General features: G+C 42.0%; 20 protein-coding genes. 13 read left to right on the forward strand and 7 right to left on the reverse strand.

Translation table 11 applies throughout. The features are described 5' to 3' along the window. The first annotated feature begins 241 nt into the window (after window positions 1-241). From TOL9009_RS42130 to TOL9009_RS0111940, 6 genes are all read left to right on the forward strand, one after another. Entirely contained in the window at window positions 242-1,366 is a 1,125-nt protein-coding gene (locus TOL9009_RS42130; protein ID WP_144238212.1) for a DUF928 domain-containing protein, read from the forward strand. Between the two features lie 354 nt (window positions 1,367-1,720). Then, window positions 1,721-5,008 carry an FHA domain-containing protein gene (locus tag TOL9009_RS38915; RefSeq protein WP_084763189.1) on the forward strand — a complete coding sequence of 1,096 codons (3,288 nt, stop codon included), beginning with the start codon at window positions 1,721-1,723 and terminating at the stop codon, window positions 5,006-5,008. Between the two features lie 364 nt (window positions 5,009-5,372). Continuing rightward, window positions 5,373-7,133, forward strand: a complete 1,761-nt coding sequence (locus tag TOL9009_RS0111925) for an FAD-binding oxidoreductase (RefSeq protein WP_029633010.1) — start codon at window positions 5,373-5,375, stop codon at window positions 7,131-7,133. Between the two features lie 145 nt (window positions 7,134-7,278). Beyond that, window positions 7,279-7,848 carry a superoxide dismutase family protein gene (locus TOL9009_RS0111930; RefSeq protein ID WP_029633011.1) on the forward strand — a complete coding sequence of 190 codons (570 nt, stop codon included), beginning with the start codon at window positions 7,279-7,281 and terminating at the stop codon, window positions 7,846-7,848. A 27-nt stretch (window positions 7,849-7,875) separates the two neighbouring features. Further along, window positions 7,876-8,091: a hypothetical protein gene (locus TOL9009_RS0111935; protein ID WP_029633012.1), complete on the forward strand. Its 216-nt coding sequence runs from the start codon at window positions 7,876-7,878 to the stop codon at window positions 8,089-8,091. Between the two features lie 401 nt (window positions 8,092-8,492). Next, window positions 8,493-10,634, forward strand: a complete 2,142-nt coding sequence (locus TOL9009_RS0111940) for a CHASE2 domain-containing serine/threonine-protein kinase (protein ID WP_029633013.1) — start codon at window positions 8,493-8,495, stop codon at window positions 10,632-10,634. Between the two features lie 530 nt (window positions 10,635-11,164). On the opposite strand, the gene TOL9009_RS0111945 is transcribed toward TOL9009_RS0111940, so the two are convergent. Together TOL9009_RS0111945 and TOL9009_RS47195 are read right to left on the reverse strand one after the other, a co-directional pair. Next, the gene (locus TOL9009_RS0111945) at window positions 11,165-12,421 is read right to left on the reverse strand and encodes an FAD-dependent oxidoreductase (RefSeq protein ID WP_029633014.1); all 1,257 of its coding nucleotides are present in this window, start codon (window positions 12,419-12,421) and stop codon (window positions 11,165-11,167) included. 239 nt (window positions 12,422-12,660) lie between these two features. Then, window positions 12,661-12,813, reverse strand: a complete 153-nt coding sequence (locus TOL9009_RS47195; RefSeq protein WP_186227538.1) for a plasmid mobilization protein — start codon at window positions 12,811-12,813, stop codon at window positions 12,661-12,663. A 426-nt stretch (window positions 12,814-13,239) separates the two neighbouring features. Here TOL9009_RS47195 and TOL9009_RS42135 point away from each other — a divergent pair, with 426 nt between their 5' ends. The 4 genes from TOL9009_RS42135 to TOL9009_RS0111970 all read left to right on the forward strand — a co-directional run bounded on the left by TOL9009_RS42135 (window position 13,240) and on the right by TOL9009_RS0111970 (window position 17,091). Continuing rightward, window positions 13,240-14,091 carry a helix-turn-helix transcriptional regulator gene (locus tag TOL9009_RS42135; RefSeq protein ID WP_051502872.1) on the forward strand — a complete coding sequence of 284 codons (852 nt, stop codon included), beginning with the start codon at window positions 13,240-13,242 and terminating at the stop codon, window positions 14,089-14,091. A gap of 295 nt (window positions 14,092-14,386) precedes the next feature. Next, window positions 14,387-14,842, forward strand: a complete 456-nt coding sequence (locus tag TOL9009_RS0111960) for a hypothetical protein (RefSeq protein WP_029633016.1) — start codon at window positions 14,387-14,389, stop codon at window positions 14,840-14,842. Window positions 14,843-14,877: 35 nt separating this feature from the next. Beyond that, window positions 14,878-15,525, forward strand: a complete 648-nt coding sequence (locus TOL9009_RS38925; protein WP_051502873.1) for an NADPH-dependent F420 reductase — start codon at window positions 14,878-14,880, stop codon at window positions 15,523-15,525. 174 nt (window positions 15,526-15,699) lie between these two features. Then, window positions 15,700-17,091 carry an ABC transporter ATP-binding protein gene (locus TOL9009_RS0111970; RefSeq protein ID WP_029633017.1) on the forward strand — a complete coding sequence of 464 codons (1,392 nt, stop codon included), beginning with the start codon at window positions 15,700-15,702 and terminating at the stop codon, window positions 17,089-17,091. On the opposite strand, the gene TOL9009_RS44475 is transcribed toward TOL9009_RS0111970, so the two are convergent. From TOL9009_RS44475 to TOL9009_RS47200, 3 genes are all read right to left on the reverse strand, one after another. Continuing rightward, the gene (locus TOL9009_RS44475) at window positions 17,054-17,269 is read right to left on the reverse strand and encodes a hypothetical protein (RefSeq protein ID WP_186227711.1); all 216 of its coding nucleotides are present in this window, start codon (window positions 17,267-17,269) and stop codon (window positions 17,054-17,056) included. The two genes, TOL9009_RS0111970 and TOL9009_RS44475, sit on opposite strands and share 38 nt — an antisense overlap. 28 nt (window positions 17,270-17,297) lie before the next feature. Then, window positions 17,298-19,826, reverse strand: a complete 2,529-nt coding sequence (locus TOL9009_RS0111980) for a mannose-1-phosphate guanyltransferase (RefSeq protein WP_029633018.1) — start codon at window positions 19,824-19,826, stop codon at window positions 17,298-17,300. 74 nt (window positions 19,827-19,900) lie between these two features. Further along, on the reverse strand, window positions 19,901-20,056 hold the full coding sequence (locus TOL9009_RS47200) for a hypothetical protein (protein WP_186227539.1): 156 nt from the start codon (window positions 20,054-20,056) through the stop codon (window positions 19,901-19,903). A 169-nt stretch (window positions 20,057-20,225) separates the two neighbouring features. Between TOL9009_RS47200 and TOL9009_RS0111990 the strand changes: the two genes are divergently transcribed. Then, on the forward strand, window positions 20,226-20,417 hold the full coding sequence (locus TOL9009_RS0111990; protein ID WP_029633019.1) for a hypothetical protein: 192 nt from the start codon (window positions 20,226-20,228) through the stop codon (window positions 20,415-20,417). Between the two features lie 314 nt (window positions 20,418-20,731). Here TOL9009_RS0111990 and TOL9009_RS0111995 read toward each other — a convergent pair whose 3' ends face one another. Then, a complete protein-coding gene (locus TOL9009_RS0111995; RefSeq protein ID WP_029633020.1) occupies window positions 20,732-21,130 on the reverse strand; it encodes a hypothetical protein in 399 nt (132 codons plus the stop codon). A 320-nt stretch (window positions 21,131-21,450) separates the two neighbouring features. Then, window positions 21,451-22,803 (reverse strand): response regulator, encoded by a 1,353-nt coding sequence (locus tag TOL9009_RS0112000; protein WP_029633021.1) that lies wholly within the window; start codon window positions 22,801-22,803, stop codon window positions 21,451-21,453. Between the two features lie 624 nt (window positions 22,804-23,427). On the opposite strand from TOL9009_RS0112000, the gene TOL9009_RS0112005 reads away from it, so the two are divergent. Continuing rightward, the gene (locus tag TOL9009_RS0112005) at window positions 23,428-24,102 is read left to right on the forward strand and encodes a vWA domain-containing protein (protein WP_038296305.1); all 675 of its coding nucleotides are present in this window, start codon (window positions 23,428-23,430) and stop codon (window positions 24,100-24,102) included. Between the two features lie 65 nt (window positions 24,103-24,167). After that, on the forward strand, window positions 24,168-24,950 hold the full coding sequence (locus tag TOL9009_RS0112010) for a PP2C family serine/threonine-protein phosphatase (protein ID WP_029633023.1): 783 nt from the start codon (window positions 24,168-24,170) through the stop codon (window positions 24,948-24,950). Window positions 24,951-24,967 lie beyond the last annotated feature (17 nt).

Genomic DNA, 24,967 nt, shown 5'->3' on the forward strand with positions numbered 1-24,967 from the left:
GGTTGGAGTCTACTTATGTTCCCTGCCATGCAACTAAACGTTGATGTTGAGCGATAAATCGCTCACTACGAACAAGATTTAATTATTACTAATACTTTAACTTATTGACACTTATGCCGGAAAATAAATAGGGTGGGGGAATTACAGCTTGATATTTCTACCTTTGTAATTGCGGAATAATAAAAACCAATTTTGTAGTAATATAGATACTATCAGTAGCGCTACCAATAGCGCATCAGTCGTGAAATACCAAATCTGGACAAAATATATCAGCGTTGTCGCAATTATTGCCTTGGTATTACCTGGTGGCTGCTCCATGAAGATACCAGCAAATTTTCCCACAATGATGCTGATGGAAGCGAAATCTAGCCAAAGCAATTATAGCAAGTATATGATACAAGGCTATGATGCTACAAAGCAGAGGAATTACCTTGCTGCTTTAAAATACTTCCAACAGGCATTACAGGCAAAACCGGGCGATACATATGCGACGATCGCTATTAGCAATATCCAAAGTTATATCGAACGCGATCGCCTCCTCGGTAGCAAATCAAGACGCAATATTTTATACATACCTGCTAACTTCGACTTCGGGCAACCCGGACGATTGATCCCCGCAGGAACGCGGACACAAAAGCTACCAGATAACGAAACAGTAATAAGTTTAGGTAATAATAATCGACAGTCTGTTGAGCAGTCCGCTCCTGCTAGTGTGAATGCAGGTAATAGAACTAGAAAATTTAATCCTCCAGCATCGTTAGGTGGTATACCGCGTAGACGGATATCAGCAGGATCTAGGGGAGGAAATTCCTGCACATCCGACAATCAACCAATTATTACTCTGGCACCCTTAGAAGATCCTCAAATAACAACTTCCTCTTATCCGACATTATTTTTCCATGTTCCTCAAACTAATGCTCAAGCATTAGAACTAGTTATACAAGATGAAAACCAGGAGGTAATTAGTAAATCAACTTTTAAAACTCCAGCGAAATCAGGAATTGTTAGTGTAATACCTGCTAATTCAAGTCCAGAACTTAAAGTAGGCAAAACTTACCGTTGGTTTTTATCAGCGGTATGCGATCAAAAAGAACGCAGTCGAGACTTAGTTGTACAAGGCTCAATTGTGAGATTGGCACCTGATGAAAAATTGCAAAAAAATTTAGCGTCTTCAGATATCCGGGAACGTGCTAATATCTATGCATTGTCTGGCTCTTTCACCGATGCCTTGACAAATCTGGCGCAGTTAAGGCGTCAACGTCCTAATGATACGGAATTAAAAACTGATTGGCAAGATTTGCTCCGATCAGTGAATTTGGGGGCAATTACCGATGCACCATTAATAGAATGTTGCAAAAGTCAATAATTTCCGAAATTATTTTCTTTTAAAGAATGCGATGAGTCAATTTGGAGAAAATTACCGATGCACCATTAATAGAATGTTGCAAAAGTCAGTAATTTCTGAAATTATTAGAGAGGGCTATCACTGAATTTGGGGGCGATTAGTGATGCAGCATTAATAGAAATTTTGCAAAAGTCAGTAATTTACGAAATTGTTTGAGAAAAGTTGTACTATTATCTCAACTCTTGCTTTCATTTTTTGAAAGCACCTGAATAGTGGATTATTCTACCTAGTGTGCATAAGATCAGGAAAAAACGCTCATCTTTTGTACAATATCATGACTGTTTTTCATGTCTTGCTATATAGAAGCTAAAACAGATGATTAGTCAAGTTGAAGAAAAAAAAATGCATCTCGTCAGGTGGTTACTAGCGATAGGCTGGCTGACGTTAATATTCTCTTTATTGTACGATCCAATTTCGTTCTCGTTCACAGATCCAAGTAATACCATTAGTCCTTTTCATCTCCATCCAGAGAAATACCTCGATCCCTCAAGCTGCGTCAAAGTTCAGGGGGTGTGTCTACCCGAGCAGCCATATGGTATGGGGGGACGCATATTTTGGGCAATGGTTCTGCCGATAGGAATCCTGGTCTTACTAGTGTTCGGTCATGAATTTTGGCGACGGATTTGTCCATTATATTTCTTCTCACAAATTCCTCGCGCCTTAGGAATTCAACGCAAGCGGAAAGTCGTTAACCCAGACACAGGTAACGTTCGCTATGAACTGGCAGGTATAGAGAAAGAGTCTTGGCTGGGACGCAATTATCTATATCTGCAATTAGGTTTATTTTACTTGGGTTTGAACATTCGCATTCTGTTTGTGAATGGCGATCGCACCGCAATGGCAATTTTTCTGCTATTTACCATCACATCAGCCATTGGTATAGGCTTTCTCTACAAAGGAAGAAGCTGGTGTCAGTATTTTTGCCCAATGGCGCCTGTACAAATGTTTTACACAGGTCCACGGGGCTTATTAGGAACTGATGCTCACGACAAACCACCCCAAAGCATCACCCAGTCAACTTGTCGGACTGTCGATAGTTCTGGTCAAGAAAAAAGTGCTTGTGTAAGTTGTCAATCTCCTTGTATGGACATTGACGCCGAGCGTTCCTACTGGGAGGGAATCACCAAACCAGACCAAAAGATACTTTTCTACAGTTACTTTGGTCTGATGTTCGGATTTTATTGGTTCTACTTTCTGTATGCTGGCAACTGGGACTACTATTACTCTGGAGCATGGACTCATGAAGAAACGCAATTACGCACACTCTTCAATCCAGGATTTTACTTCTTTAATCAAGCAATTCCCATTCCCAAGGTAATTACAGCACCTTTGACATTGGCAGTTTTTGCGATCGGCAGCTATTTCATCAGTTTAGGTTTAGAAAAAGCCTATAGAGCTTACCTGCATTCTAAAAATAAACACCTAAATGAAGAACAAATACTACATGTCATGTTTGTCTTGTCTGTATTTGTCTCCTTCAACGTCTTCTTCATGTTTGGCGGACGCCCGAATATCAGCTTACTGCCCGGTTGGGGTATCCTGGCATTGAACGGTATTATCGTCATCCTCAGCAGCTTGTGGCTGTATCGCAGCTTAACTCGCACCCGAGAGCGTTATTCTCGCGAAAGTCTGGCAAGTAATTTACGACGCCAACTGAACAAACTAGCGGTAGATTGGTCAAAGCTACTTGAAGGACGTTCGCTGCAAGATTTAGTTCCCGATGAAGTGTACGTTCTTGCCAAAGTACTACCTGATTTTAAGCGTGCAGATCGAGTACAAGTTTATAAAGGAGTTTTGCGCGAAGCCTTAGAAGAAGGAAAAGTAAATTCCGCAGAGAGTTTGGAAGTTCTCAAAGATATGCGGAAAGAACTGAACGTCACAGATGAAGAACATTATGCCGTCTTAGCAGAACTGGGAGTTGAAGATTACACCCTTCTAGAACCGCAAAAACAACGCAGTCGAGAAACCCAATTGCGGATCGAAGGGTATCGACGTGCATCAGAATCGCTAATTCAGCAACTGCTGGAAAGTGGTACACCTTTACTTGATGCGATCGCACGCAGGCAAAAGGAAATCATGGCATTAAGACAAGAATATGCCATTACCACAGACGAACACGAACAAGTGTTCGCAGAAATGTTTAATCAAGACGGTCCACTTCTACAGAAAGCTGAAGTTTTATTAACTCAACTGCAAAATTTAGCCGTGCATGGTCAAATACTGTCTAATTCAGTGCCAAACCCGCACGCACCTGTTTATGTCTTGCTGCGACAAGCTGTACAAGAAAAGAAAAAACTCATTACCATCCAGTTATTGCGGATCTTAGAATTGCTCGGAGACTCACCGGAAGCGTTTAATATTGGTCGTCAAATCGGTGTATTGGCAGCAAATGTCACCGAGGAAATTCTCCACGATGAGCAGTCAAGATGGCAAAACCGTTTGAGTCCAAGAGTAATCTCTTCATTACGACAACAAGATCAGCTAACTCAGCCTCTAGCGACATCAACACAACAACTTGGTGTCACCAACAATTACTCTGAGCAACAAACACAATCTTATTCTTTTAACTCTGCTCCTACTAACTTGAGTGTTAAAGGCACATATAGTACAGAGGCAATTAATGATGTTTTGCTTGCACTTTTACAAGACGTAGATCCTTTAGTACAAGCTGCCTGTCTTTATGCCTTGCATCAGTCTAATCCTTCTATTGCTTTTGCGGAAGCTCGCCGATTGCTAGATGCCAAGCAAAATAATGATTGGCTCGTGCAAGAAACAGCACAAATAATTCTCGGTCAAACTCACCAAGCAAATGGATCTGATACTGTACCAACTCTAATTGCTCAAATCAGAGCAACGGGACGCACAGAAAAGAAGACTTTCCAGCAGTCAACAATTCAAGTTGGACGGGGACAGGAGAACGATATCGTTATTGCCGATAAGCGTGTTTCTCGACAGCACGCTATATTCTATCTCGATGAAAAAGGAGTCAGCGTTAAAGATTTAGGAAGCAGCAACGGTCTACGTATTGGCAAAGAAAACATTCACGACCAGCAAAAACAACTCAAATCCGGAGATTTCGTTCGTTTTAGCGGTGGAGATGATTTAGTTATCCACGTCCAGTGGGAAATGCGATCTTTGCAACAGAATACAATCACCGAATCTGTAGGAACTTTAGACAAGCTGTTATGGCTTTATGACAGCAGCTTCTTCAAAAATATCAAGGCAAATGCTTTGATTGAACTGGCACGTAATAGCGAACTACGCATTTATCATCCTCAACAAGAAATCTGCAAAGAGGGAAGACCTGCCCTTGAACTGATAGTTTTAATTGATGGTGAGGCAAAAGTACTTTCCAACAATACAGGCAAAGGTATTACTATATCCTCTGGGCAAACTATTGGTGAACTAGAAGTGTTGACCCATAGCCAATATGCAACAACAGTTGTTGCAGGTGAACTCAAAATTCGGACTTTAGCTATCAAAGCAAAAGATTTCGAGGCAGTACTTTCACTAGACCCATTACTCACAACCAATGTCTTAAAAATGGTCAGTGTTCGCCTTCAGCAAAGTTTAGGGCAAATAGCTACCGTTACCCAAATTTAATTTGATTTGTGGTTGCGCTCAACAACGCAACCACAAATCAAATGACGTAGCACTGCTACGTCTAATCAAGCTACGTCTATTGTAGATACGTTGTGGATTGAACCTCTTTATAACGATGCTTCCAGCGTTTTTATTAGAGTTAATAAGCGCCGACATGAGATTAATTACGAACTAATTTTTTTGAGAAACCCTCAACAAAATCTGATATTATTTATAGTGGTTTTCCGTAATTGACTTTAGTTAGACTGTAGATGTTTCTTGGCAACCTTAAGGAAATAAATTTCAAAGCTAGTAGAGATTGTAATATCAATTACCGATTGGGGTTATAACACAATTTAACTAACATTCTTGGAGGAAAATAGGCGTGATTAAAATCAAAGTAATAGATCCAAAAAAGCCAGAGCAACTGCAAGAAGTAGATTTAAACTTAAGTACAAAAATCAATCAGGAATGTTTTATTGGACGCTTGTTGAATTGTGATTTAGTTTTAGACGGCACCGAAGTCAGCCGGATGCATGGAAAAATTTCCTACAAAAATGAAAATTATTATTATGCTGACCTTGCAAGCAGCTGTGGTTCGCGGTTGAATGGCGAAAACGCCCAAATCAATCATGATTATCTACTCAAGAATGGCGACTCAATTCAAGTCGGTAGATATTTCTTGATGATTGTACAAATTAGTTCAGTAGAAAGGAGTTCCAACGATGACACGATAATAGACATACCACAGGTACAAAAAACTAGCTCCCAATCAGACAATCAAGAAATAGCTAACCGAGTTGTTGCGGAGCAAAAAGTTGATACTAAACCAGTAGAAGCACCTGTACCCGCTCCTGCTGCTGTCTCTCCTCAAGAATATATGCCAGTGGCGATGATAGAACCCACTGACTTACAACGCTGGACGAAAGGAGATTTAACAGTCCGCTGCATCAGTGTTATCGATGAAACATATGATGTGAAGACCTTTCGCTTTGCGTGTGATCCACCAGTGTTGTTCACTTACAAACCAGGTCAGTTTATCACCCTTGATTTAGAAATCAATGGTGAAGAGATATCGCGTTCCTATTCCATTTCCTCAACTCCCTCACGTCCCCACACCTTAGAAATCACCGTCAAACGCGTCCCACCTCCTGCTGGTAGTGAACCAACTACACCAAAAGGTCTAGTTTCTAACTGGTTGCACGACAACGTTACACCAGGCAGTATCATCAAGATAAATGGACCTTTGGGTAAGTTTACTTGCTTCGCCAATCCATCGCAAAAACTTTTGCTAATATCTGCGGGTAGCGGGATCACACCGATGATGTCTATGTCTAGGTGGTTATGTGATACTGGCGCTAATTGCGATATTATCTTTTTTCACTGCGCTCGCAGCCCCCGTGATATCATTTATCGGCAGGAACTAGAGATGATGTCTGGGCGGTATCCAAATTTTCATTTAGCAGTCTCCACAACTCGCAATGAACCGGGTCATAGCTGGTTAAGTTTAACTGGCAGACTTGATGCAGCTATGTTGCAAGTTGTTGCGCCAGATTATCGAACTCGCACTGTTTATGTATGTGGACCAGATACCTTCATGGAAGGCACCAAACAAATGCTCGAAAGTATCAGCTTCCCCATGCAAAACTACTATGAAGAAAGCTTTGGACCTCCAAAGAAAAAAACCAAATCTGTTGAGCCTAAACCAGAAACTGTCGCTAGCAGCACAGCTAAAAACGTCACCCCCGTTGCTGGCTTTATGGATATGATGAGGAATTTGTCTACAGAAACTGTTCCAGCATCAAATGGTAGCGATCGCGTTGCCGTAAGCGTATCAGTAGCGGCACCAACTCCCACCTTGCCCAAGTCAACCTCGTCCAGCAAAACTGTTGTCGTTTTCTCTAAGTCAGGCAAAGAAGTCGATGCTGATGGGGAAGAACCCATCTTGGATTTGGCTGACCAGGCAGGAGTTAAAATTCGCAGTAGTTGCCGTGCTGGAGTTTGTGGTAGCTGCAAGAAACGCAAATTAGAAGGAGAAGTCAGGTTAGAAGGTGAACCCGAAGGTTTGGAAGAAAGCGAAGTTCAAGAAGGCTACATTCTTACTTGCATTTCTTACCCTATTGGCAAAGTTGTAATTGATGCGTAGATTTTTAGGTTGAATTGGGCATGGGGCAATGGGAATTGGGCATGGAAAGAATCGTATTTAGTCACGCACTCGCTTTCTTGAACTTTTTTAATTCCCATTACCCAATGCCCAATGCCCAATGCCCAATGACCTTTCATAACAATCCATGAAATTCATCTACCACCTAGCTTTGATATTGGTACTATTAATATCAGCTTGTAGTTCGTCTGGAGAAAATGTCAGTAAAAACGTACAAGCAAAAGCTGCGATCGCTGGTCCTGGTATCACAGGAACCTTTGAAGCAATGCAGACGGCAAATGGTTTGGTCTGGATTGCTGTTGAACTTCAAGGCGATCCTAAAGTTATAACCCCTGGACTTCATGGCATTCACATACACGAAAAAGGTGTCTGTGAAGCTCAACTAGAAAAACCTTTTAGCTCTGCTGGCGGACATTTTGATCCAGGTCCATTCGGTTCATCAACTCCTGTAGAAAAAAATCATCCTTATCATTTGGGAGATTTACAAAATATCCAAATTAGTGTTGTCGGTAAAGGGAGAATGGAAACTTTTTCTAACAGTTTCACTCTCTCTGAGAGTCCCACAAGCTTATTTGATAGTGATGGAAGTGCGGTAATTATACATAAGTTGGTCGATCAAAAGAAAGCTGGGGGTACGGCAGATGAAGCCGGCGGTGGTCGGCAAGCCTGCGGTGTAATTCAATTTGTCAAATCTTAGAAAAAACTCTTTTACAAGCAAGGATTTATGAACTGCTATAAATTTTTGGTGGGAGCAATTGTCGTAATTGTCTCTGGTATTTTTCTTGTGATCAATAGCGATAAATCTCGGTCAGAAATTCGACCTGATGGAAATGTTGCGATTAAGGTCAGTGGCGGTTTATTGTTGATGTTTGGCATCCTGCTTTTTATTGGCAGTTTTATCGGTATGTCATCTGGTTGTCAACCACAAAGCATACCGTAATAGGAGAACTTTTGTTGTAACGACTACCTCAGCTATACAACAATATCGTTCAGTTAAACCCAAAATATGACCGTAGAGACGTGACGGCAGGAGCAGATAGCGCTCATGACCTCAACGCCAGATGCCTCAAATTTCGCGTCTCTACAGGTCTAATATTATGTCCTGATAATTAACATTAATACAAATATCGCAACCGTTATATAAAATCTACTCAAACCTAATCAACACCTATTCGTCGCTATTCAATTGGGTTTGAGTTTCGTTTACTTCCTTGCTTCGGTATTGGTCTATACAACGGAAGCTAATGATTGGGCGGGCTATGATTATAGGCTCCTCAGAAGGTATTATATTTAAAAAATAGAACCAAATCAGAAATTTATATTTTTAATTTTTAATTTCTTATGGTTATCAACTTCAAAAATGTGCTGAAACAGCCCGTAGTTGTGATTAGCTTAATTACAGGTGTATTGCTAGTTGGAGCTCAACGGCTGGAAGTATTAGAGGATGTATTAGAGTCGGCAGAACTGAAAGCTTTTGACCTGATGATGCAAAGACGTGCTCCTCTAAGTCCAGACCCCCGTTTGTTGATTGTGGAATTTAGCGCAGATGATATTAAAAAATTAAACCAGGGATCGCTGACTGGGGAAACTTTAGACACAGTATTGACTAAACTAGAGCGCTATCAACCAAAAGTCATCGGTTTAGATTTCTTTCGCGATCGCCCAGTTGAACCTGGTCATGAGAAACTTTTAACACACATAAAAAATAGTTCACGCATTGTGACTATCTGTACAGTGGGTGCAAATAATGTTGAATCTGTAGCACCACCGATGGGTGTAGAAGCCCAAAACGCAGGATTCGCTGATATCCCGGAAGATGGAGATACGTTAATTCGGCGAAATTTACTAGTGGTTACACCCTATGCCAAATCAAATTGTAAAACTCCAGCTTCTTTTGGGTTTCAATTGGCGCTTCAGTACTTAAATATTCAACCAAAATTCACTTCTGGGGGAATGCAAATAGGGAAAACTTTGTTTAAGCGCTTAGAAGCTGACTCAGGTGGTTATCAAGACATTGATGCTAGTGGCTTTCAAATACTGTTAAACTACCGATCGCAGAATAATGTCGCTCAACATGTCAGTATATCAGATGTGCTAGGCGATCGCATCCAGCCGACTTCGGTCAGAAATCGTATTATCTTAATTGGCTCCACTGCACCAAGTTCCCAAGATATTCGTAATACACCTTATAGTAATGGCAAGCGGGACGATTCTGGCAAAATGCCTGGAGTGACAATTCATGCACATATGGTCAGCCAGATTCTCGATGCAGCTTCAGGAGTGCGACCTCTATTTTGGTTTTTACCTCAATGGGGAGAAATTCTCTGGATCTGGGGATGGACTTTCGCTGGTGGTGTACTCGGATGGCGTATTCAGCATCCACTCCGCTTAGGACTCTTGTGCGCCGGTGGTTTAGTACTACTATTGTTTAGCGGGTTTGTTATTTTTAGTTATGCCGGGTGGGTACCTTTAGCATCCCCAGCGTTAGGCTTTATTATAGCAACAGTGGGGGTTCTCGGTTATACCTCATTTCAAAACAAGCAAGATAAAGAAAAAATAGCACTTCAGATTAAAGACCAAAATGAAAACATCTCGTTATTGCAAGCACTTTTAAGGGAAGGAGGAAATTCCAGAACGCACATAAGGACGGGACTTCATGATAGCTCACAAGTACAAAGACTATTAAACAAGCGTTATCAAGTCACTGAGTTACTTGGTTCTGGGGGATTTAGTTATACTTATTTAGCTGAAGATACTCATCGACCGGGCAAGCCTATGTGTGTAGTTAAGCATTTGCAACCTGCTCGCACCGATGAAGTATTTTTAGAGCTTTCCAGACGTCTATTTAAAACTGAAGCTGAAATTTTAGATATTTTGGGTCATCACGATCAGATTCCCCAGCTAATGGCTTATTTTGAAGAGTCTCAGGAATTCTATTTAGTACAAGAGTATATTCCAGGACAAACTCTCCAAGAAGAATGGACTCCTCAAAAGTTGATTCCAGAAGCTGAAGTTGTCAATTCCATTAAAGACGTTTTGTGGGTACTGAAGTTTGTTCATAGTCGTGGTGTCATCCATCGAGACATCAAACCTAGTAACTTAATTAGACGCAAACAAGATCGACGAATAATTTTAATTGACTTTGGTGCAGTTAAACAAATTCAGCCTCAGATGCTAGTAGAAAACCCCACAATCGCAGTGGGTACTGCGGGTTATGCACCACCTGAGCAGTTTATGGGACATCCCAGATTAAACAGCGATATCTATGCTCTGGGAATGATTGCTATTCAAGCTTTAACTGGAATACCTGCTAAAAACCTTGAACGAGAATCGACAACAGAACTTGCTTGGAGACATCTTGCAGAACAGACTTCTCAAGAATTGGCTGATATCTTAGACCAAATGGTGGCTTTTGACTTTCAAAAGCGATATCAGTCGGTTGAGGAAGTTTTGTACAGTTTAGATAATATCAGGTTCGCATGATTAATTATAAATCAAGTTCGGATAATTAGTTATAATTCCCGCAGTTATTGCACCCCACCCCCAACCCCTCCCCGTTCACGGGGAGGGGAGCAAAAGCGTAGCTTTGGCGGGGTGGGGTTCTTCGGTTTTAATATAATATCCTCTTAACCTCCTCAACACGATAAATGGGTTCCCAAACACAACAATTTAGCTTTGTCAACCCAGCGTCACGCACCGCAAATCTTTGCTGGATGAAGTTTTTCCGACTTGTGTGTACACCCTAGTAGTCTATGTCATTAATTCTGATGGGTAATCAAATTTCCAAAGCCTTAAAAATCAATTATTTTGCTAAGTTGAAACCCCTCAAAACTTATGACATGGACTACTAGTAGTCTATGTCATTAATTCTGATGGGTAATCAAATTTCCAAAGCCTTAAAAATCAATTATTTTGCTAAGTTGAAACCCCTCAAAACTTATGACATGGACTACTAGCCTTCTTAAGGAGAGGGGATGGGGGTGAGGTAGTTTTTTATAAGTGAAATGCGTGTATTAAGTTTGGACATGAACTGGAAAAACACCCAAAGCAATCAACCGCGCCGGCAAGTCGCGTAAAATGGGTAGACGCAAGAAACCCGGAGGCTGGACAATTTGATCTGAGTTGAGAACACGGGTAAAAATTAGTTTCTGAATTAAAGCTTGAAATGTCTGAATGATGCGTGTAGGTAACTCGCGTTTGCGTTGTACTTTCGCTAAATCGCCTTCATTTACACGCCCAGCTTTCAATGGTTTAGCCAGTATATTTGCGGTGACTACAGCATCTTGAATCGCGTAATTAATACCAACGCCGCCAACTGGGGACATTATATGAGCCGCATCACCAATAAGCAGCAGTCCGGGATGATACCAGCGCTTAACTCGGCTGGATTCTACAGAGAGAAAAGCCACTTGTGACCAATCCTGTAAATTTTCGATGCGATCGCTTAACTCTGGTGCGACATCAACGATAGACTTTCTTAATGCTGACAAACCAGCAGATCGTACTTCTTGATAGCCGCCTTTGGGAATGACGAAGCCAACTTGCCAGGAATCAGACCTGTCAAGCATGATGAGAATATGACCTTGACCAATACGCCCTACTCCACCTTCAGCATCTTCTAGTTTTTTAGGTAAACGAAACCACATGACATCCATTGGAGGTGAGGTTTGAATTGATTCAAAGTTACCTAGTTGTCGCAATCGCGAATGACGCCCGTCTGCACCGACTGTAAGTACTGCCCGGACTTCGTGCCAGCCACCTTGTCCCCGATAACGAACACCTTGAGTTACGCCATTTTCTTCAATTAATTCCTGTACATTCGCACCCATGACTAAGTGAAAATTCGGATATTTTTGCGCTTCCGTGATGATGAACTCCAGGAACTTAACCTGGGGAAGCATCGTAATATATGGGTAGCGGGTTTTGAGATGACTAAAGTCAGCCAAGGTGACGGTATCATTATTGTTTTGAATCATAATTTGGCGCATCTTGCCGTGGGGCAATTGCAACAAGCGATCGCTTAAACCTAATTCCTCCATAATCTGCATCACAGACGGATGAATTGTGTCTCCCCGAAAGTCGCGATCGAAATCTTTATGTGTTTCCAGCAGCATCACCGGGATACCTTGACGCGCTAACAACAAAGCCAGCACCGCACCTGCAGGACCACCACCGACAATGCAACAAGATGTAGTTTGTACGTCTAAAATGTCATGATCCGGGTTAACGGTTGGCTCTTGAACCGGATTCGAGGGTATATTAGCAGTCATAAACACACCTCCTAAAAGCCTTTAAATTAAAAATAGTTCGCTTTTTGTGGTTAAAGTTGTTTTTTTAACTTTTCGTATTCAGATTAATATCATGTTCGGTAAATTAGTTAGTATGGGTAACTGGTGCGCTGAGTTTCAACGCTACAAACTTACGATAGTGAAGCGTAAAGCCCCCGAAGAACAGGTACGTAGTACCGTATTCTGTGCTTTAGACGGGGGATATAAGCGAATGGCTGAATTTATTCAGCCGTCAAGATTTCAGGTTTGGGTAAAGTAGATATAAGTTTCCTAAGCAAATCGGACATCGAGATTCCTTGCTTTTGTGCTTCTAGTTTTAACTGCTCATATTCAAAATCAGAAAGTCTCACTTTTAGCGCTTTTTCTCTTGACATATAGCCACGATTGAGGGCACAGTTTATTATGTCACAGGTAGAGTAACCGCTAGCACAAATGGATAACCAACCCCAAAACGACTGGCTAGGAAAAAATAATGACTCGTGGGTAGCGAAACACCACAATAAAAAAAGCGAAGATGCCAACGAGCATTAATTCCAGTAAACAAAACTATTAATTGATTAAGGTACGGTAGGGCATACCGGAACTAGAGAATTTATTCTCTAACGCTTAGGGAGATGAAGCCCACTGGGGTTGTCTAAATTAAACTAGATGCTTGGTTGTATAAACGGGTATTAGGTTTAAGTATTGCCGCAAGGATAGACAGTTTTAAGGCACGTCGATGAACTAAGAATCCCCGTCACTTTAGTGCGGGGAGTGTCAAAGCATACTTGCTTAAGAAGTGGGACAGATGTGAGGTTTAGATGAAGGAAGCATGGATTTCTAAGCGCCGCACTCTTCAATTATCTGGATTGACCATCGATCACCATGTCTCAGAACCGAATGAGCTTGACTTTCCAGGATGCAACGATCATCTGCTTTGCCTTCTGTTAAGCGATAGCAATCAACAAAAAATGACTCGTATCGGTGAACAGGAATCTGAAAAATCTCAAATCAAAGGTGATTTCTGGATTTGTCCTGCTCAGATATCAGGGCTTTGGGCATGGGATAGCACCGATGAATCACTAATGTTTGTGATTGACCCACTCTTGTTAAGTCGAACAGCAGAAGAAGTGAGTGGATTGGATGCAAGCCATGTTGAATTGCTCAGTACGATAGGTGCGCGCAATCCACACATTCAGGCGATCGCTCACTTGTTTCAAGCAGAGCTTGACACGGGTGGTATAGGTGGATCACTTTACAGCGAATCGCTGATGCAAGTATTGATTATTCACCTGCTAAGACAATACTGTACCCTCCAACCCAAAATTCAGGACATTACAGAAAGTTTGCCTATACATAGGCTCCAGTCTGTGTTGGATTACATCCACAGCTATTTAGATCGACCGCTTCATTTAGCTGAACTGGCAGCAGTTGCGGGTATGAGTCAGTATCATTTTTGCCGAGTGTTTAAGCAGTCGATAGGTATCGCGCCTTATCAATATGTGCTTCAACAGCGAATGGAAAAAGCCAAGGAACTATTGCACCAAGGGAAACACAAGATCGCAGAAATTTCTCTCCTCGTTGGCTGTAACGATCAAAGCCGCTTTGCCAAACAATTCAAAAAGCATTTTGGAGTTACGCCAGGGTTGTTGCTAGGTAAAAAGTTGCCATAATCGAACGGGTGCTATTGATTGCACAATAGCAAGAATAACCTCAATCATTCCATAATTCCCCAAGAAACGCCTATCTTCCATCCCTTAAATAAAGTAAACTTTCTGAGAATACCAATTCTATGTGAGGTTGCGCTTTATTCACACTCACGCCCGCCAAGGGTGGGGCTATACAAACAGAGCTTACCGACCTGGGCTAAATTAAGTGCATATTCATACAGAAATGGTATAAGTTATACGCTTTAGATAGTCTTAACTTAGTTTCCTTACCCTAATAATTGAACCAAAATATATCAGTATGCATCGAGAAAAACTTGCTAAATGGCTGCTTGTCGCTGCTGCGATTTCAACCCTAACGGTTCCGATTGGAGTTGATGCAGTTTTATTGGCAAACGGTCACATGAATAACCCTGCCTGGTTGCCTCATGCCAAGCTCCATTGTGCCATGTCATTCTTTGCGGCTGCATCACTCGGAAGTGCAGCCTTAGCAATTTTGAAGGTACGTCCGACGAGCGATCGCTTTTCAATGGGACTGGCTGCATTTCTCGGTTCTGCGTTCTGGATTGGGCTGATTGCTGCCGGATTTTGGCCCGGAACGTCCTATGGTTTTCTCAATGATCCGGTTCTGGGTAATATTCGTGAACCTGAGTTAGGTGGAATCTCGATTTATCCAAATGTTGTAGCCGCTACGATCACCATTGCGATCGCGATCGTCGGCTATTGGTTAACCGCACCAGCAAAGTTAACTGAATGATCTCAGTAAAAAAATTGTAACTTGAGAGAGGGCAAATGAATATTGGCATTATTGGTACTGGCAACATGGGTGCGGCACTTGGCAAACTTTGGGCAAAAGCTGGGCATCAAGTTATCTTTTCCTACTCGCGAGACGAAAATAAGCTGCGTGAAATTGCGACTTCAGCAGGTATAACGGCAAAAGCTGAAAGCATTCAAGCAGGGGTAGCACAGAGCGATGTCGTTTTGTTAGCAGTTTGGCTGCCTTCATTAGAAGAGGTGATCCAGACAGCTGGTTCTCTAGCTGGAAAAATCATCATTACCTGTGTTAGCGGACTTAAACCAGACTTTACAGGACAGACGGTCGGCTTAACGACTGACTTAAAAATTTCTGTTGCTGAAACCATTCAACAACTTGTACCCAATGCAAAGGTTGTAGAGGCATTCAATACAACCTTTGCCGAAATCATCGCTTCAGACTCAAGACAATTTGGTTCTGATTTTCCTAGTGTGTTCTACTGTGGTAATGATATCGAGGCAAAACAAATCGTTGCAGGTCTAATTGAGGAATGCGGCTACCAAGCAGTAGACGCAGGCAACCTGATAGTCGCTCGTACTTTGGAGACGTTAGCAACTGCCTGGGTACAGTTTGCTGTTTCGAGTCAGTTGTTTCCAAATCTTGGGCTTAAAGCGTTGCAACGTTAAACCCCTTCCCTCGCGTTTAAAATCTCGAAGAAATAGCTTTTTTGTTTGCTCATATCGCATCGCTAGATTAATTTAAGCCACAAAATCGTTTACTTACCATAAAATAATTTTGCAAGAGGTCTAATAATCGAAAGATTGACTCTTGACAAATAACAATTTCAATAAATAACACTCGTGGCGCAAGTTCTTTTAGAAAATGTTTATAAAAGTTTTCCCCCACGTAAAGGGGAAAGTGTTGCTTTACAAACTAAAAATGCAAACAAGAGTGACGCAGCGCTAGAACATACAGAAAATATTAACGTTTTGCGACGGATTAATCTGACTGTAGCAGATGGCGAGTTTATGGTGCTGGTGGGACCTTCCGGCTGTGGGAAAAGCACCCTGCTGAGGTTAATTGCGGGGTTGGAAGCGATGACTGGCGGTAATATTTTGGTAGGCGATCGCCTAGTTAACGATCTCCCCCCCAAAGAACGAGACATCGCAATGGTGTTTCAAAATTATGCCCTTTATCCACACATGACGGTGTATGACAATATCGCTTTTGGGTTGCGACGCAGGGGAGGAGCGGGACAAGGGGACAAGGGGACAAGGGGACAAGGGGGACAAGGGGGACAAGAAAGAATTTCTCCCTTGTCTTCCCCCTCTTCCTTGTCTCCCTTATCTCCCCATCTGCGGAACTGGGCGGAAAATCTACTAGTGAGTGTGACGCGAAAGTTACCGAAGGGACTGCGGTATATTTCTGAGAAAGAAAGGGCAGTGAATGAACAGGTGCGTTATGTCGCCAATTTATTACAAATGGAAGGATTGTTAAATCGCTTACCCAAACAGTTATCTGGCGGACAAAGACAACGGGTAGCATTAGGACGAGCGATCGCCCGGAATCCGCAAGTATTCTTAATGGATGAACCCCTTTCTAATTTAGATGCGAAACTACGGGCAGAAACTCGCGCTCAAATTGTCAAGTTACAACGTCAGCTGGGTACAACGACAATTTATGTTACCCACGACCAAACTGAAGCGATGACAATGGGCGATCGCATTGCCATTATGAATCAAGGGCAAATTCAGCAAGTTGCTGCTCCATTGGAATTATACAACCGTCCGACGAATCGTTTTGTTGCAGAATTCATCGGTTCGCCGCCGATGAATTTTATACCTGTAAAATTTCAAGTTCCACAGGTAATTACCCATTCTCAGTTTCGTCTCACCTTACCAGAAGCTTGGGCAACTGCGTTACAAAAATACGACGGGCAAACTTTAATTTTGGGTATTCGTCCAGAACACTTAAGTATAAGTTTACCTGCAACCAAAAATCTGCAAGTTGAAGTGGACTTGGTGGAAAACTTGGGTAACGACACTTATCTTGTTGTCAAACTTGTCGAACCGAATCAAACTACTTATTCAAGCAATTACCTGCAAGTGCGAGTCCCAAGCGATCGCACTGTACGTATTGGCGAACAACTATGGTTATCCCTGACACCAGATAAAATCCACTTTTTTGACCCGGAAACCGAAAGCGCGATATATCCTAAGAGTTCGTCCCCATCTTTGCCATTTGAAAAGTAAATTTTAGCTTCATCAAAGTGTTGGAGTATTGGAGCGGTTGGGCGATCGCTCCTGTTAAACTTCTCATATCACTTTGAAGAGGGGGAAAGGGAAAAGGGGAAAGGGGAAAGGTAAAAGAATTATTACCAATGCCCATTGCCCATTGCCCATTGCCCATTGCCCATTGCCCAATGCCCATTGCCCAATGCCCATTGCCCACCAACCAATTACACCTCTACAGGAATTTGCTCCTCTTGTTTTTCCACAAAAGTTTGAACGCGGGTGCGGTATTGTCTTAAAGAATCATCTACCCAATCGCGATCGTTGCTGTTGATGTATAAATGTACCAGTGGTTCGCTGGCATCTGGTAAAACTAACACCCAACTGTCATCGTAGGGTTGACAAATTTTTACCCCATCGATTAATTCCAGGTTTTGTGCTGGATGGGTTTCTACCAAATACCGCATTAACGCACCTTTGACAGTCCAAGGACAGCGAACTGTATAAGTTTTGTGAATTACACGCGGTAATTCTGCTCTGGCAGAGGCAAGCGATCGCTCTTGGATTGTTAGCATTTCAATTAGCTTGGCAATACAGAACATCCCATCAAATCCCGGATGCAATTGTGGGATAATAAAGCCAGTGTCGCCGCTACCACCCAAAACTACACTGGGATTTGTTTGACAAGCTTCCATTAATGCGGTAGGATTTGCCTTTGTGCGAATAACCTTCCCATCATGGCGACGCGCAATTTGTTCCACAGCACTGGAAGCATGAACGGGTACTACTACCGTCCCTCTAGGATTAGAAGTTAAGATTAAGTCCACCATCAGCGCTGTCAACATTTCGCCGCGAATCGCAATTCCCGATTCATCCACCAAAATCATTTGTTCGCCATTTGCCGACACTTGAACGCCAAAGTTAGCTTTTAAAGCTTCCACCACATGTCCCAGTTGAGTTATCAACCCTTCTCTATCGGATGTGGACATAGCGTTTTTATTCAAACTGGCGTTTAGTACCACCGCATCAGCACCAAAGTTATCTAACATTTGCGGCAATACTGCACCAGAGACAGCATAAACGTAGTCAATTACTACTTTTGCCCGACTGTTACGAATAGTATCAATATTCAATAACTTTTCAAAAGCTGTGCAGTAGCGGTCAATGACTTGACTGGGGTATGAGACATCGCCAATTTCGTGAATTTGCGATCGCCGCATATCCTCTTTAAAGTAAGCTCCTTCAATTTTCTTTTCCTTTGCCTTGGAAATATTGATGCCCTTGGCATCCATAAATTCAATCAGGATATAATCGGGGCGATCGGGATGTACGCGCACATGAATACCACCAGCTACCGACATTGTGGGGATAACTGTGCGAGCTATTGGGATAGCGGTAGCATCAAGGTTTTGAATATCGATGCCTACAGACATTAAACCAGCAATGAGCGATCGCGTCACCATCCGCGAAATATTCCGCTGATCGCGGGAAACCGTGACTTTAGAACCCGGTTTCAAAGTAGAACCATAAGCCGCTCCCAACTTGACCGCAAATTCTGGGGTAATATCGATATTGGCTAATCCTTGGACACCACGTTGCCCAAATAAATTTCGTTGAGCAGTGTTACCCCAAATCAAGTTAATATTTAAAATGGCACCGGACTCAATTTTTTTACTGGGCCAAACGCGGACACCTGGACTAATTTGAGCCTCTTCTCCCACAGTAGAAAGCGAACCGACTACAGCAGCTTCTAAAACATGAGCGCGACGATCAACACGAGTACCACGGGAAATTACACAAGCTGATAGATGTGCTTCTTCGCCAATAATTGCCCCATTCCAAACAATTGGACGTTTGAGATTAGCATCAGCCCCAATGGTGACATTATCCCCGATTACGGTTCCGGCTTCAATTTGGACTCGTGCCCCAATGCGGCAATTATCGCCAATAACCGCCGGTGCTTCAATTTTAGCCGTCGGGTCGATATAAGTGTTTTGACCCACCCACAAGTCAGTTGACATCTCTTTGTAGGCAAAGTCAAGTTTTACTTTATGTTCCAAGCCGTCATATTGCGCTTCGCGATAAGCATCTAAGTGACCGACATCGCACCAGTAACCCTCAGCGACATAACCATACATCGGCTCGTCTTTCTCTAAAAGTAAGGGGAATAAATCTTTAGAAAAGTCACATTCTATGTGAGATGGCAGATATTCCAAAACTTCAGGTTCGAGAATATATATACCAGTGTTGACCGTATCGGAAAAAATTTCACTGGTAGAAGGCTTTTCTAAAAATCGACGAATTCGATGTTGTTCATCGGTAATCACCACCCCGAACTCTATTGGGTTGGGGACACGAGTCAAAATCAAAGTGGCTTTAGACTTGTTTTGTTTGTGAAATTCAATTGCGGCTGTTAAGTCAAAATCTGTTATACTGTCTCCGCTAATTACTAAAAAGGTTTCGTCTAGAAGTTCAGCAATGTTCTTAACGCAACCTGCTGTTCCCAGTGGTTGGTCTTCTTCCACCGCGTAGGTCATTTGTACACCAAAATCGCTACCATCTTGAAAGTAATCTCGCAAGACATCAGGTAAATAATGCAGTGTGGCAACAACTTCTGTAATGTGATGTCGTTTGAGAAGATTGATAATGTGTTCGGCAATTGGTCGATTTAGGATGGGCACCATCGGTTTGGGCAAGTCACAAGTTAGCGGACGTAACCGCGTTCCCGAACCACCTGCCATCAGTACTGCACGCATAAATCCTCCTTAGCTGTGTGAGCGCAATCGCTGCTTCAAGACCCGTGAGATTTGTTCTGCTATTCCTTAGTCTCCTACGGATCTTGATATTTTAGAAACTTCCACAAGATGCATCTGTCAATAAATAAGTAGATATGCTCAGAATTGGGCATTGGGCATTGGGCATTGGGCATAAATAATTCCTCTTTGTCTCCTTGTCCCCCTGTCTCCTTGTCTCCTTGTCCCCCCATCTCCCCATCCCCCTCTCCCCGAATCTGAAAGGCTATCTTAAACTGGAATAAGACAAAGTATCGTCAGGTGACTCCCAAGCCGAATCCTGAAAAGTTTAGTTTTTGCTTTTCGGTGGGGGTGTGAGAGTACTTTTCTGGAATTGTGTCAGTTACTTATGGAGTAATACGAATGTCTAAATTAATTATTTTTGGCTTGATGGCGGCTTATTTATATGGTGTGTGGAAGTTTTGGAATGGATTTGAGCGGACGAATTTTTCGCAAAGTTTGCCCAATCGCCTTGGTTTATCTTTATTATGGCCCGCTTTGTTTCTGACAAATCCATCCTATCGTCGCAACTTTAAAAAGGCACTGAAGGGCTAAAGGTTGCTAATAAGTTTAGTTGTATCTTTTTTCGCCTGTGCGATGGATATGCTTAGTTGGCAGGACAGGCGATCGCACTCTACCCAAATTTCTGCAATTATAAACACAAAGTCCGCACAAGGGGCGGACTTTTCACATCTAAGCCTGCTAATCGGCAGGCTTAGTTTGTATGTGCTTTAAGTGTCATAGGACTTACGCACTTGTTACGAGAAAACAAGACTTTGAGATTGCTTCCTTGCGTCGATTGGGACGGAAATACGTAGTCTGTGCGTAAGTCCTGTGTCAATAAGGTTCGCTTCGGCACGAACAATGAATTATTTTCTATTCCTCAAGATATGGATAGCTGCACCTGCGGCTGCACCATCGACTACATCACCTAAAGTATCTTTACGACCGCGAGTAACTGCACCAGTGACACCACCTGCGGCTGCTCCTACGCCGATATCTTGACCTAAGTTACGGTTTCTGGGATTTCTTCTGGTACCGTTAACACCATTAACAGCAGCGCCGGCAGCACCACCTTTCACAGCATTGTTTAACACTGAACCACGTCCTCTAATAGCGCCTGATACCACGCCAGCGGCAGCACCAATACCGACATCTTCAAGAATGCGATCGTCGGCAGCAGCGGGTTTAGCTGGAACTAAAGTGACACCAGCTAAAGTGGCAGCCAAAAGGCTGGGTAAAAATGTGCGTTTTAAGATTCGATTCATAGTTGTACCTTCTCAACAAGTCAAGGTTGTTATCTTGAACAACTTGATCCTAGATTTAGACAACGGTAAGGTTTTCTTACGTTGGACACTTTCTATAGTTACACTTGCAAAATTGCGATCGCATCCCCTGAAAGCATGAGTATCCAATGAGAGGACAAACTTGGGAATGGGTCATGGGGCAAGGGAAAAATTCTGCCCTTGGTTGGAGGCAAAGCGATCGCACTTTAATCTTAGGGAAAATTCTTTTCAACAATCCCACATGCGATTGTTTCCCCAGTCCCTAGTCCCCAGTCCCCAGTCCCCAGTCCCCAGTCCCTTGTTCAAGTCAAATGCATAAACACCATTTTCAGCAATTCTGAGCGACTAAACGGCTTAGTTAAATACCCCGATCCTCCCACAACTTTTGCTTTTATCTTATCTATAATTCCCTTACTACCGGTAACAAAAATTATTGGAGTTTCTTGAAACATTGAATTATTGCGTATTAGCCTACACAACTCATAACCATCAATTCCCGCCATATTCAAATCCAGTAATATCAAGTCTGGTTTGTGGCGAACAATCGACATTACCGCTTTTAGTGGATCGATAATTGTCACTACAGAAAAACTTTCATCTTCTAGTAAGCGACTAATTTCTTTCAGCATTGTCGGACTATCATCAACAGAAACTATTTTGTGAACTTTTCGCTCTGTTAAAGTAGCAGTGTTTGTCTTATTTTTTGTTGCTAATTGCTGATAATTATCTCTGACAGAAGAAGATATATATGGTAATCGCTCAAGAGTATCTCTATTCTTGGCAATACTTTGCTTCTCTTTGGCAGCAAGGCTACTGGGCGCTACAATATCAACTAATTCGACAATATCACGATGAATTAATAACTCTTCACAAGTCTTTGGGAATTTATCAAATGGTGGATCTGGTTCATGTAATAACAGCGCTCCATCTAAGATATAAGGATGTAACATTTGCGCCAGCTTTAATTCATCTTGATTCAGAATTACAGCCAGATGACGCAAGCTAAACCCTTTCATCCAGTGAGTTAAATTGGGGTGAATTTCTGGAAGTTTTTCTGGATTAATTCTCGTAGAAATGCACAAATAAGGGCGCTGAAATGGAGAAGAAATTTGCGGTGCTAAAGAATGCCAATTTTGCAGTCTTTCTTGACAATATTCGATTGCTTTCTCTACATCCAGGTTGCAAATTTTTGGCAAATATGTATCTGTTAATTTATATGAACCTTGCTTGATTAATAGAAATGATTCAATCACTTCTTGAACCAGTTCTTGGATTAGCGCTTCAGCTTGTGCAGAATTCAGATATTTTTGACTGACAAGCCAGCAAATGGCTTGATAATCAGGTGGCTGGTTTGTGAAATTTTCATGCTGTATTTTGCGCTTACCGTGTGAGTCAATTTCAAACATTAGGCGTAACTGAACACGGGTTTCGCTCTTTAGCAGGGGAATTTGGCGGCTGAGGCGACGTAAATGCCGTTCTAGTCGATCAAAAGGTTCAACAGAATCGGTAGCATAAGTAATTTTACCATGTTCTAAATAGATCGACCAAGAAACTGAGTTGCTAAATGCTTCTAAACAACTACTTTCACAACAATTAGATAACTGTCTTAACAAACTCAGGGGACTCAATTTGGTAAATGTGCCAGAATTATTCATGTTTTTGGATAATTTGCGGTAAATTAGACCGAATACTTGTAAGTTTTAAGTATCGGTAAATGAGGCACCCTGAAGAATTAAATATTTCTCTACAAACAAAATTTTAACTTTGGCTATGTAGATATGTTACATAAATGCAAATCTTAATATGCAAAAATTACCATATCTTTAATTTGTTACATTTTGCACTATATTTTGAAATAAAATATTTTCCGCTTCATTTGAATTTTAAGTGTGCATAGTTACACAAGTATAGTGAGAAAGCTGATTATATTAAATATGCTGAATTGCTTTTATCTAAAATCTGACTTCTCTACATCGAATCTTTAAAATTCAGCATACGCAGGGCATCCGATCCTTGATATTCTATAAGGGTTATTTAGAACTTTTCCTTTCTTCAGTGCTACAGCTAATCACAGTCTCTAGTAAATTCCCTTTTACTCAACTACGTTGCCATTTAAGATTTTCTTAAATGCTTAGGGATTTTGCTAGTAGTAATCTGTTTAATAAATAAGAGAGCACTGTTCCAACAAACTACAAGAATGTCGCTTGTTGGGCGCTTTCAATTATATACTTTGAGAAAAGGGAAAAAAAGCTTTGGACTTTAACATAACACAAAAAGTTATGCCGGATACACTAAAACTGGATGAAGTAGTCGAATTTGCTGAGAACCCTGAACCACGTTGTCCTTGCGTGTTATTACTGGATACCTCAGGTTCGATGCAAGGAGAGCCAATTGAGGCTTTAAACCAGGGATTGCTCAGTTTGAAGGACGAATTAGTCAAAAATTCCCTCGCGGCACGAAGAGTAGAAGTAGCAATAGTTACTTTTGATAGTAGCGTAAATGTAGTGCAAGACTTTGTGACTGCCGATCAATTCAATCCGCCGATTTTGACAGCACAAGGATTGACAACTATGGGTTCAGGAATTAATAAAGCCTTGGATTTGATTCAAGAGCGCAAAGTTCAATATCGCACTAATGGCGTTGCTTACTATCGTCCTTGGGTATTTATGATTACCGATGGAGAACCGCAAGGCGAATTAGAGCATTCGATAGAGCAAGCGTCCCAGCGTTTACAAACAGATGAAATAAATAAACGTGTTGCTTTTTTTACCGTAGGGGTGGAAAATGCGAATATGACACGCTTAAGTAAAATTGCTGTACGTACTCCTCTGAAACTTGAAGGACTGAACTTTATAGAGATGTTTGTTTGGTTATCAGCGAGTATGTCAGCAGTTTCGCATTCACAGGTAGATGAACAGGTTGCACTACCACCAATCGGTTGGGGATCTGTTTAAAAAGGCGATCGCAATGGGTGCGGCTGACCCATCGCCGCGATTATATTTACACAGCTGTTGGCAGAATGAACACATCAAGTAAGATATCTCAATGGCGGGTAGTAGCTGCATCTGTAGGTGGTACAAGCCATTTAAAAAACAAACAGCCCTGTCAAGACGCACATCACTGGCAAATATTGCCAGATAACGTTTTGGTAGCAGCGGTAGCAGATGGTGCAGGAAGTGCAGTAAGTGGTAAAATTGGCGCGATGGTGGCTGTAGAAGCTGCTATCGAAAATATATCTGTTAAACAATTTACCAGGCGAACCTTGGATGATGATGAGGAAGTGCGATCGCTTTTGAATGATGCCATCGTCGCTGCCAAAATTGCCGTTGAAGATGAAGCGGCAGCTTGTGATAAACAGCCACAAGATTTAGCAACAACCTTAATTATCACCATTGCTACACCAGAACTTGCCGCAGTCGTCCAGATTGGTGATGGGATGGCAGTGGCAAAGGATCGCATGGGCAACTTACTGGCTCTAACGATGCCTGACAACGGCGAATACATCAATTCCACCACTTTTTTAACTTCGCCTAATGCCCTAGATACAGCGCAAATGAGATTATGGCGGGAAGCCATAATCAACGTTGGTGTTCTTACCGACGGGTTACAAATGCTGGCATTAAACATGGCAGTGGGTGCGCCTCATAAACCGTTCTTTTTTCCTCTATTTGACTTTGCAGCAAATGCAGAAGATAAAACACTGGCAAAAGAGCAGTTGGTGAGGTTTTTGCGTTCGGAGCGAATCACCGAACGTACTGATGATGACTTGACGCTAATAATTGCTGCCTTAAGTAATTATTAGCCTGATTGGTGCGACTT

The sequence above is a fragment of the [Scytonema hofmanni] UTEX 2349 genome, from assembly GCF_000582685.1.
In the GTDB taxonomy this organism is placed as follows: domain Bacteria; phylum Cyanobacteriota; class Cyanobacteriia; order Cyanobacteriales; family Nostocaceae; genus Hassallia; species Hassallia hofmanni.